The sequence below is a fragment of the Accumulibacter sp. genome, from assembly GCF_029255145.1.
Classification (GTDB): Bacteria; Pseudomonadota; Gammaproteobacteria; order Burkholderiales; family Rhodocyclaceae; genus Accumulibacter.
Window position 1 is genome coordinate 1 of record NZ_JAPUVQ010000090.1, and the last position, 9877, is coordinate 9877.

The following is a 9877-nucleotide window of genomic DNA, read 5'->3' on the forward strand; positions in this document are numbered from 1 at the left end:
CTGGTGGTCGGTTTCATTTCGGCGGGGCTGATGTCGCTGTCGCAGTCGGTCGGGGTGATCATGGGCGCCAACATCGGCACCACGATCACCGCCCAGATCGTCGCCTTCAAGATCACCAAGGCGGCACTGGGGATGATTGCTGTCGGCTTCGCCATGCTGTTCATCGCCAAGAACGAGAAGATCAAACACTACGGCGGGATGTTGATGGGCCTGGGGATGGTCTTCTTCGGCATGCAGGTAATGAGCGACGCGATGCAGCCGTTGCGCAGCTACCAGCCCTTTCTCGATCTGATGCAGACGATGAGCAACCCTTTCATCGGGGTCATGGTCGCCGCTTTGTTCACCGCGCTGATCCAGTCCTCTTCGGCCGCCACGGGCATTGTCATCGTCATGGCCGGGCAGGGCTTCATCAGCCTCGAAGCGGGCATCGCGCTGGCCTTCGGCTCCAATATCGGTACCTGTGCGACAGCCTTGCTGGCGTGCATCGGCAAGCCGCGGGAAGCGGTACGCGCGGCCGTGGTTCATCTGTTCTTCAATGTCGCCGGGGTCTTGATATGGCTGCCGTTTATCGGCTTTATCGCCAACCTGGTGACGGCGGTTTCGCCGACCTATCCGCAGCTCTCCGGCATCGAGCTTCTCGCTGCCGAAACGCCGCGCCAGATCGCCAACGCGCACACTTTTTTCAACGTCGCCAACACCTTCATCTTCATCTGGTTCTCGACGCAACTCGCGCGCTTCGTCGAGTGGCTGGTACCCGACAAGGCGCTCGAAGAGGAAGCAATGATCGTGCGCACCAAGTTCCTGCAGGATGAACTGTTAAGCACCCCGTCGCTGGCGTTGGACAATGTGCGGATGGAAGTCATGCACATGGGCGAGACGGTCAATCTGATGCTCAAGGGAATCATGCCGGCGATCATCAAGGGCGACCGTGAAGATCTGGAAAAAATTCGCCAGATGGATGACACGGTCGATATCCTGCATGCCGGGATCATTGACTATCTGGGCAAGATCAGCAAGCAACCGATGACCACCGAGCAGACCCGGGAGTTGATGCAATTGATGGACGCCGTGAGCAATCTGGAGAACATCGGCGACATCGTCGAAACGAATCTGGTGGTGCTCGGCCATGATCGTATCCGCGACAAGATTCACGTCAGCGAGACCACTCAGGAGGTGCTCAATGGTTTCCAGGCTGCAGTCAGCAAGGCCGTTGCGGCAGCTGTGCAGGCAGTGGCCCAGCGCAACGAGCGGGCCGCGCAGGTGGTGACCGGGATGAAGGACGAGATCAACCGCATCGCCGATTCGGCAGCGGCGCACGAGGCGCGCCGGCTGGTGGCCGAGGAACCCAATCGCATTGCGGCCTATACCCTGGAAATCGAGATTATCGAAAAGCAGAAACGCATCTACTACTTCGCCAAGCGCATGGCCAAGTCCGTTCTGCCGGCGGTGCTGCAGGAACGCGGCTAACCGGTCCTTGCTTCAGCGCCGGCTTTGTCCGTCAGATGGACGAAGCCGGCTCCTGGAGCCCCTGTTGCCGGCCCGCCGGCCCAGCACCTCACCTTCTTGCCCCCTTGGCGCGCGGTGCTCCGCCTCCTCCGTGGGGTGGAGGATATCGTCCTCGGAAATCAAATCCGGCGACATCGTGGGCGACACTCCTTTGGTCGCGGTCAGCGGCTGCTAAGATCCGCGAAAAATCCAGGATGACACTCGCGCGAACATCATGGCGACGAGTCTCTCGGTGGCGGTCAATTTTCGTAGAGATTTGGTGGCGTCGTTTTTTCGGGCATGCGTCTTGGCGTCGAGGCGTCCGTGGGACAAGCCTCGTAGCCCGGTCAATGGCAGGCTGCGGCCTTGTGCAGCCTGGCGAAGCGAACCATTGACGCGGTGAAGGGGCGATAGGCTAACCTATGGCGGTAAGCACCGCATTTTGGTGCTTGCCGCCATGCAGGCCAGCATCTTCGCCGCGGGATTTCTACGGATTTGCTCCGCCGCCAAGAGTTGGTCGTAGCGGTTCAGAGCGTCGCGCTGCGGTCGCCGCGGACAAAACCCAGCAGCGGCTCGGTGATCCCTTTGCCGAGAGCGATGACTTTGAAGAGTTCGCCCATTTCTGCTGGCGAGACCAGCTTGTTCACCGAGCTGGCAAGGGGTAAGTAGTGCGATGCGTCGGTGGCCGGCGTTCGCGCCAGGACGTCACTCAACCCGCAATTGAAGAGGAAGTTCGACTGCGTACTGTAGCCGAGCAACTCCAGCCCCGCCGCGCAGCCAGCTTCGACGACAGCGGTGAAGTCGACGTGCGCAGTGATGTCCTGCAGACCCGGCAGGTAGAAAGGCTCAGCGTGTGCCTGGTGGCGATAGTGGCACATCAGCGTACCGGTAGCGCGCTGCCAATGGTAGTACTCGCGGCGTGGAAAGCCGTAGTCAATCAGCAGCAAGGCGCCGCGCCCGAGAATCGCCGCCCACTCGGCCACCCAGGCGTCTACGGTCAGCGAGATCTCACTCAGATAGCCAGGCGGCAGCGCGCATTCGGCAGCCAGCGCCTGCGCTCGTTCGAGCAGCCGGCCGCTGGCCGGGCGGTCGACCCAGACGAACTGCCCGTCGACCGTGGACACGCCGCGCTCGGCGGCGCCCGTCGTCGTCCACACCACCAGGTGCACCGGCATCGCATCGAGGACCTCGTTGGCCAGCACCAGCCCGTCGAAGTACTCCGGCAGCCGTTCCAGCCAGTGTACGCGTCTCAGCAGGTGGGGGACGCTGGCAGCAATGGTCTGGCGCTGGCGCTCTTGCAGCTCGCCGGACAGTTCGAGGATGCCATAGCTTTCGGGGAGCAGCCCGCGCAGTTCGAGCTCGCGCAGCAGGTCGGCCGCCAGTTGCCCGCTGCCGGCACCGACCTCGACTATCCGGGGCGCGCTCAACGCGAGCAGCTGCGCGGCCTGCGCGGCGAGTGTCTGGGCGAAGGCCGGGCCGATCTCCGGCGCGGTGACGAAATCGCCGGCAGCGCCAAACTTGTGGCTGCCGCCAGCGTAGTAGCCGAGTCCCGGGGTGTACAGCGCGAGCTCCATAAAGTGGTCAAAGCCGACCCAGCCGCCGGCGGCGCCAATTTCGGCGGCGAGACGGCGGCAGAGCGCCGAGCTGCAGGAGATGGCCGCGGCGGTCGGGGGAGGCAAGAGCATTTAGGCGATCAACAGCGGCTCAGCATGCCGGTGCCCGCTTGCTCAGTCTTCACGGACCTCGAAGCGGACTTGTCCGTACATCTCCGGATGGGTGGTCGCCAGCCAATGCTCGGCCTCTGATCGGGCACGCTCCAGGGTGGCCGCGCGCAAGGCGATAAACTGGGTGCGACCATCCTCCTGCGGCCATTCAAGCGTATAGGAATGGAAACCGCCGCGCCCCTGCAGGTGGATCTCGCGGGTCAGACTCGGTGGCTCACGACGCAATTCGGCGGGCAGTTCGTCGAGGTGCAGCAAGCGGAAGCGGGGCCCCTTGCCCTGATGCTGAACCACGCACTCCTGCCGCCCGGCAAACTCCTCGATCACTTGCCAGTCGCTGCACGATTCAATGATCGCGCCGAGCGGCAGCCCCGCTTCGTCGCGAATGATCTCGGCGTCGACCGTATGGCTGGTCGCGGGGCCTTCGAGCAACTCGTGCCACGGCAGGCCTTGCCGGGTAGGCGGCGGAAACGGCAGGGCGTGCTTGCCCTGACGAATGCGGGCGAAGAGCGATGATCTTCTGATGTCTTCGAGGTCGATCGCCGGAAAAGCCGAGCGCGGCTGCGAGCGGAAGCTGCCAGCGCCCATGTAACCCACGTCCCACAGCGTTCTCAACCACTCGGCGGTGTCCAGAGCAAGCTGCGCCATCTGCTCATCGAATTCGCCGCCTCTGGGCGTCGCCAGCTCCGGGTCGCTGACTTGCCGGGCCAGCAATTCCGCCTCACGGGCGCGTGCGCGCAATAGCTCTTGCACCAGGCGCCCAACCCATTCGGCATCCTTTGCCGGGAGCTCGACGACGCGCTCGGCCAGAATCAGCAGGTCGTCAGCATCGAGTGGTTCGTCAGTCTTGTTCATCGGGCATTTCCAGCTGTGGACTGCTTCCAGTTTAACGCGATGACCGCGAGACGGGTTGTGTTTCCGAGAATGGGGGCGCAAAAATCGGCTAAAATCAAGTCTTTGTTGGAGTTGGTCGGGAACTCGAGATGAGCAGGAAGACGATACTGGTGACCGGTGCGGCGAAACCCCTAGGCAGCGCGATTGCCCGCGAACTGCACGCCACCGGCGCCAACGTCATGCTGCACTATCGGCAGGCCGCGGCCACCGCCGAAGACCTGGTTGGCGAGCTGAATGCGGCGCGACCGTCGTCAGCGGCGTGTCTGCCGGCCGATCTGCTCGATGTCGGGAGCTTGCCGCAGCTGATCGCCGACACGGTCGATCGCTTTGGGCGTCTGGATGCGCTGGTCAACAACGCCTCCAGCTTCTTTCCCACGCCCTTGGGCGAAATCGACCTGGCGAGCTGGGATGACCTGATGGGCAGTAATCTAAAAGCGCCCCTGTTTCTCACCCAGGCCGCCGCCCCACACCTGCGGGCCGCGCGCGGAGCGGTGGTCAACATCACCGACATTCATGCCGAGCGCCCGCTCGCCGGCTATCCGCTGTACTGCGCGGCAAAAGCCGGGCTGCTCGGACTGACGCGCGCCCTGGCCATCGAACTGGCGCCGCAAGTGCGGGTAAACGCAGTGGCGCCCGGCCCCATCCTCTGGCCGGACAGCGGTTTTTTTGACAGCGCCGCGCGCCAGGAGATTGTTGCCCACACCCTGTTGCAGCGTACCGGGTGTCCGGAAGACGTCGCCCGCGCGGTACGCTACCTGCTTGAGGATGCCGCCTATGTCACCGGTCAGGTGATCAATGTGGACGGCGGTCGCACCGCGCATCTGTAATCGCCCAAATCGTACGAGAGGTCCCGGTGGAACAATCAAACACTCTGCAGCGCCTGCGGAAACGACTGGAAGGCAAGGTCGGCAAGGCGGTTGCCGACTACAAGATGATCGAGGACGGCGACACCGTTCTGGTCTGCATCTCCGGCGGCAAGGACTCCTACACCTTGTTGTCGGTGCTGATGGCGCTTCGCCAGCGTGCGCCGGTCGATTTCCGCTTGATCGCCATGAACCTCGACCAGAAGCAGCCCGGCTTCCCGGCAGAGGTGCTGCCCGCTTACCTGGAGAAGATCGGGGTCGACTACCGGATCGTCGAGCAGGACACTTACACGGTCGTCAAGAACACCATCCCGGAAGGCAAGACGACCTGCTCGCTGTGCTCCCGCCTGCGCCGCGGCGTCATTTATCGCACCGCCAGGGAACTCGGTGCCAACAAGATTGCGCTGGGCCACCATCGTGATGATATCGTCCATACCCTGTTCCTCAACCTCTTCTTCGCCGGCCAACTCAAGGCGATGCCGCCCAAACTGCTCACCGACGACGGTGCGCACGTGGTCATCCGGCCGCTGGCCTATTGCAGCGAGAAGGCCATCGCGCGTTTCGCGCGCGGCATGGCTTACCCGATCATTCCCTGCAATCTGTGTGGTTCGCAGGACAATCTGCAGCGCCAGAAGATCCGGGAAATGATGGCCGACTGGGACCGCCGCTTTCCCGGGCGCACCGAGGTGGTTTTTTCGGCGCTGCAGAAAATAGTGCCCTCACACTTGGCGGACCAGGCGCTTTTCGACTTCAAGAGCCTGCACCCCGGTGGCGATCTGGCGAGGATCGACGGCGGCGATTCGATAGTCGACCGGCGACCGCCGCACGCGTCCTGGTCGTTCCCGGCAACGATCCCGCTGGTGCTGCTGCAATCATGAGCAGCCAGGAAAGGATGCAGTCGGTGCTGTTGGCCGCCGTAGACGGTAGCGCCAGACTACTCGAAAAGCGTGGCAGCGCCGAGGCCCTGCACGCTGTCGAGCGCTGCCGGAAGCGGATGGCCCGTGGCATCGATGGTTTTCGCGGGCGCATCGTGCGGACCGGTCGCGATGAAATCACCGCGGTGTTCGAGACCGCCGAAGAGGCGTGTCAGGCGGCCATCGCCATGCACCGGCGGGTCGCCGACCTGCCGCCGGTTTCCGGCGTCCAGCTGGCAATCCGCGTCGGCTTCCATCACGGACCGCTGCTCGAGGAGGGCGATGAGCTTGCCGGTGCCGGACTGCGTATCGCAGAGCGTCTGGCCGGACTGGCGACAGCCGGGCAGATCCTGACCAGCGGTGAGACCAGGGCACTGCTGTCGTCGCATCTGCAGTTGTCGACGCGTTGCTTCGAGCCGCAGCCGGGAGCAGCAGCGGGAGCGGGGCTATCGCAACAGCAAGGTCTGTTCCAGGTCCTCTGTGCCGAGCCGCAAGCGGTCGCCAGCGAGGCCACCGCCGAAGCCATCGTCGCGGCCCCGGTACTTGCGCCGGCACTCGCACCGAAGCCGGCCAAGGAACGAAGCTTGCGACTGTGCCTGCGATACGGCGGACAAGTGAAACTGCTGGACAAGAACCGTCCGCGCGTGGTGATGGGCCGCGACTCCAGCTGCGAGATCACCATTCGCGATCGCCGTGCATCCCGCAATCACGCGCGGATCGAGCGGCGAGGCGAGCAGTTCGTGCTCCGCGATCAGAGCACCAATGGCACTTTCGTGACGGTCAGCGGCGGGCCGGAACTGTTTCTTCGCGGTGAGGAGTTGGTCCTGCACGGTAGCGGGATCATCGCATTTGCCGCCTCGGCGAACAGCCCCGAGGCCGACATCGCCGAGTTCGAGCACCTGTGAGTGACACCGCGGGCAGCGCCTGCGGCAGCTGACGACGCGGTTGTCGCGTGCCTGGCGTCGGCCAAGACCCTCGATGCAATCACCTGAACGGCAGGGCGCGGGCCAGCACCAGCAGCGCGACGTGCTCTGCGCCGTGCAGTCTCACGGTGCGGGCCAGCTCGTCCAGCGAAGCGCCGGTAGTCATCACATCGTCGATCAGCAGCAGCCGTTTGCCGGTCAGGTCCGCCGAACAGTGGAAGGCGCCACGGACGTTTTTCGCCCTTTCCCTCCAGGGCAGATCGGCCTGGGTGGCGGTGTGGCGAATTCGACGGCAACTCAGCACGTCGATTGGCGTTCTGCAGGCCTTGCTGACCGGACGTGCCAGCTCGAGCGCCTGATTGAAGCCTCGCTCCCGCAGGCGCAGCGGGTGTAGCGGTACGGGAATGATCAGGTCCGCCTGAGCGCTTGCCGTCAGCGCGGCAAGCTGTCGCCCGAAATAGCTGGCGAGCGCCAGGCGATGTCCGTATTTGAATGACTGGACCAGCTTGTCGATCGGAAAGTCGTAACGAAAAGCAGCCAGCGTCAGGTCGTAGTGCGGTGGCCTGGCCAGGCATCGGCCGCAGGTTTCACCTTTTGGCGTCGGCAGCGCGCAGCGGGGACAGCGTGCGTCAGGAAGTCGCGGCAGATCATCCTCGCAAGCGCGGCAAAGCAGGCTGGGGCCGCTCGCGGCGCTGCATAGCAGGCAATCCTGCGTCAGCAGGCGCGCGCACGAGGAGACAAACATCCTGGCAGTTTGAGTTAAGATTGGCATCCTTGACGGGCTCGTGCCGAATCCATGACAACGGGCCTCACCTTACCCCAACCCCACAGGTCTCGCCCATGAACGCCATTCCGCAAGCTGCCACCATCACCCCTGAGCGCCCGCTATCGACCGCCACGGCACCGCGCTGGAGTATCGCCGAAGTTGAAGCACTGTACCAGCTGCCGCTGATGGACCTGCTCTTCCGCGCGCAGCAGGTGCACCGCGAGAACTTCGATGCCAACGAGATTCAACGCTCGACGCTGCTCTCGGTGAAGACCGGCGGCTGTTCCGAAGACTGTGGCTACTGCTCGCAAGCCGCCCGCTACAGCACCGCCACCGAGCGTGAGGCGCTGATGCCGCTCGACCAGGTGGTCGCCGCTGCGCAAGCGGCCAAGGACAAGGGCGCCTCGCGCTTCTGCATGGGTGCGGCCTGGCGTGGCCCGAAGGACAAGGACCTGGCCAAGGTGACCGAGATGATTCGGGCCGTCAAGAGCATGGGTCTGCAGACCTGCGTCACGCTGGGGATGCTCAAGGACGGCCAGGCCGGAGAGCTCAAGGACGCCGGCCTCGACTACTACAATCACAATCTGGATACCGACGCGTCGTTCTATGGGCAGGTGATCACCACCCACAAACACGCTGACCGGATCGACACCCTGGGGCAGGTGCGCGAAGCCGGAATCAAGGTCTGCTCGGGCGGAATCATCGGCATGGGCGAGTCGCGCAGGAACCGTGCGGCGCTGATTGCCCAGCTGGCGAACCTCGACCCGGCGCCCGAATCGGTGCCGATCAATAATCTGGTGCCAATTCCGGGTACGCCGATGGCCAATGTCGAGCCGGTCGATAGCTTCGAGTTTGTACGCACGCTGGCTGCGGCGCGGATCACCATGCCGACCAGTTTTGTCCGTCTGTCGGCTGGGCGGCAGGAGATGTCCGACGAACTGCAGGCGCTCTGTTTTCTCGCCGGCGCCAATTCAATCTTCTACGGTGACAAGTTGCTGACCACCGGCAACCCGGAAGCCGATCGCGACGAGGCGCTGTTCGGAAAGCTCGGACTGCGGCCGATCTAGCGGATGGTCCGGTCAACACCGTTCGCTGTCGGCCTGCCCGACGGCGCAGAGCATCCACGTCAGACTTCCGAGCAGCAAGCGCTGAACGCTGCCTGGTGCCGGTCGAGGTGAAGCGACCGGCCAGTCGTTTATGAAGCCAGCGGCACCTTTGGTCGATCAGCGCCAGGTGCGAAGGAATTTTGCGCGCGCCGCGCGGACCTACGACGAGGTGGCGGTGTTGCAGCGCGAAATCGGCAGCCGCATGCTGGAGCGACTCGACTATGTACGCATCGAGCCGGAATGCGTTCTCGATCTCGGTTGCGGGACCGGCGCCAGCCTGACCGCGCTGCACCAACGTTACCCTTACGCGCGGCTGATCGGTGCCGATCTCAGTGCACCGATGCTGCAGGCAAGCCGGAGACAGCGCTCACGTTTGCGCTGGTTGCTGCCATTCCTGCGCGGCCACGACACGCCGCTGGTGGCGGCGGACGCGACCCTGCTGCCGTTCGCTCCGCGGTCGATCAGCCTGCTCTGGTCGAACCTGATGCTGCACTGGCTTGACGACCCGCTGGCGGCATTTCGCGAGGCATACCGGTTGCTCGACGTCGGCGGCCTGCTGATGTTCTCGACCTTCGGGCCCGACACCTTGAAGGAACTGCGTGCCAGTTTCAGCGATGGCTACGCGCACACCCAGCACTTCACCGACCTGCACGACTATGGCGACATGCTGCTCGCGTGCGGCTTTGCCGACCCGGTGATGGATGCGGAAGTGCTGACCATGACCTATCCGGGCGTCGACGCTTTGCTCGCCGATTTGCGCCAGAGCGGCTCGGCGTGCGCCATGCAAGACCGCCGCCGAGGCCTGACCGGGCGCGCGCAGTGGGCAGGCGTCCGGGCGGCATATGCCCGGCTGTCCCGCGACGGCCGCTTGCCGGCGACGGTCGAAGTGGTCTACGGTCACGCCTGGAAAGCGCAGGCGAAACAGCTGCCGGACGGGCGAAAGATTGTCCGCTTCGACCCGCAACAGCGCGGCCGCTGATCCGCCGACGATCCGGCAGCAGGCCCCCGGGCGCGCCGCGGCGCAGGGGCGACGCCCCTGCCAACCCGCTTGAGCACCCGCCAGACCGCCAGCCAAACGGGCGCTAGCAGCCTGTCGGACTTTCCCGGCGCCAGATCCATATATGATATAATCATGCCTCTTCGAACCATCGAGTCGTCGCATGTCAAACTTTATCGTCGCTGACCGCCAGACGGCCTATCTGCTA

General features: G+C 64.2%; 9 protein-coding genes. 6 read left to right on the forward strand and 3 right to left on the reverse strand.

The window, feature by feature from the left end; genetic code table 11:
- On the forward strand, positions 1-1467 hold a 1467-nt coding region (locus Q1L50_RS08780), incomplete at its 5' end, for a Na/Pi cotransporter family protein (protein ID WP_300337628.1).
- 545 nt (positions 1468-2012) lie between these two features.
- Here Q1L50_RS08780 and Q1L50_RS08785 read toward each other — a convergent pair.
- Together Q1L50_RS08785 and Q1L50_RS08790 are read right to left on the reverse strand one after the other, a co-directional pair.
- On the reverse strand, positions 2013-3170 hold the full coding sequence (locus tag Q1L50_RS08785; protein WP_300337630.1) for an SAM-dependent methyltransferase: 1158 nt from the start codon (positions 3168-3170) through the stop codon (positions 2013-2015).
- A gap of 42 nt (positions 3171-3212) precedes the next feature.
- Complete coding sequence (locus tag Q1L50_RS08790) at positions 3213-4061, reverse strand: hypothetical protein (protein ID WP_300337632.1); 849 nt, start codon at positions 4059-4061, stop codon at positions 3213-3215.
- A gap of 128 nt (positions 4062-4189) precedes the next feature.
- On the opposite strand from Q1L50_RS08790, the gene Q1L50_RS08795 reads away from it, so the two are divergent.
- From Q1L50_RS08795 to Q1L50_RS08805, 3 genes are read left to right on the forward strand one after another with little or no spacing between them, the layout of a single operon-like run.
- Positions 4190-4927, forward strand: coding sequence for a pteridine reductase (locus Q1L50_RS08795; protein ID WP_300337634.1), 738 nt, complete (start codon positions 4190-4192; stop codon positions 4925-4927).
- Positions 4928-4953: 26 nt separating this feature from the next.
- Positions 4954-5841 (forward strand): tRNA 2-thiocytidine(32) synthetase TtcA, encoded by an 888-nt coding sequence (ttcA, locus tag Q1L50_RS08800; RefSeq protein WP_300337636.1) that lies wholly within the window; start codon positions 4954-4956, stop codon positions 5839-5841.
- The gene (locus Q1L50_RS08805) at positions 5838-6782 is read left to right on the forward strand and encodes an adenylate/guanylate cyclase domain-containing protein (protein WP_300337638.1); all 945 of its coding nucleotides are present in this window, start codon (positions 5838-5840) and stop codon (positions 6780-6782) included. Before ttcA ends, Q1L50_RS08805 begins: the two co-directional genes overlap by 4 nt.
- 79 nt (positions 6783-6861) lie before the next feature.
- Here Q1L50_RS08805 and Q1L50_RS08810 read toward each other — a convergent pair whose 3' ends face one another.
- Positions 6862-7572 carry a ComF family protein gene (locus Q1L50_RS08810; protein WP_300337640.1) on the reverse strand — a complete coding sequence of 237 codons (711 nt, stop codon included), beginning with the start codon at positions 7570-7572 and terminating at the stop codon, positions 6862-6864.
- A gap of 68 nt (positions 7573-7640) precedes the next feature.
- Between Q1L50_RS08810 and bioB the strand changes: the two genes are divergently transcribed.
- Both bioB and bioC read left to right on the forward strand, forming a co-directional pair.
- Positions 7641-8633 carry a biotin synthase BioB gene (gene bioB / locus Q1L50_RS08815; RefSeq protein ID WP_300337642.1) on the forward strand — a complete coding sequence of 331 codons (993 nt, stop codon included), beginning with the start codon at positions 7641-7643 and terminating at the stop codon, positions 8631-8633.
- A gap of 130 nt (positions 8634-8763) precedes the next feature.
- Positions 8764-9651, forward strand: a complete 888-nt coding sequence (gene bioC, locus Q1L50_RS08820) for a malonyl-ACP O-methyltransferase BioC (protein ID WP_300337643.1) — start codon at positions 8764-8766, stop codon at positions 9649-9651.
- The last annotated feature ends 226 nt before the right edge of the window (positions 9652-9877 follow it).

What these genes read in the sequence shown, in the direction of transcription:
- Q1L50_RS08810 (WP_300337640.1), bottom strand. Translation starts at nt 7,572, where the DNA reads ATGCCAATCTTAACTCAAACTGCCAGGATGTTTGTCTCCTCGTGCGCG.
- Q1L50_RS08805 (WP_300337638.1), top strand. Translation starts at nt 5,838, where the DNA reads ATGAGCAGCCAGGAAAGGATGCAGTCGGTGCTGTTGGCCGCCGTAGAC.
- Q1L50_RS08785 (WP_300337630.1), bottom strand. Translation starts at nt 3,170, where the DNA reads ATGCTCTTGCCTCCCCCGACCGCCGCGGCCATCTCCTGCAGCTCGGCG.
- Q1L50_RS08790 (WP_300337632.1), bottom strand. Translation starts at nt 4,061, where the DNA reads ATGAACAAGACTGACGAACCACTCGATGCTGACGACCTGCTGATTCTG.
- Q1L50_RS08795 (WP_300337634.1), top strand. Translation starts at nt 4,190, where the DNA reads ATGAGCAGGAAGACGATACTGGTGACCGGTGCGGCGAAACCCCTAGGC.
- bioC (WP_300337643.1), top strand. Translation starts at nt 8,764, where the DNA reads ATGAAGCCAGCGGCACCTTTGGTCGATCAGCGCCAGGTGCGAAGGAAT.
- bioB (WP_300337642.1), top strand. Translation starts at nt 7,641, where the DNA reads ATGAACGCCATTCCGCAAGCTGCCACCATCACCCCTGAGCGCCCGCTA.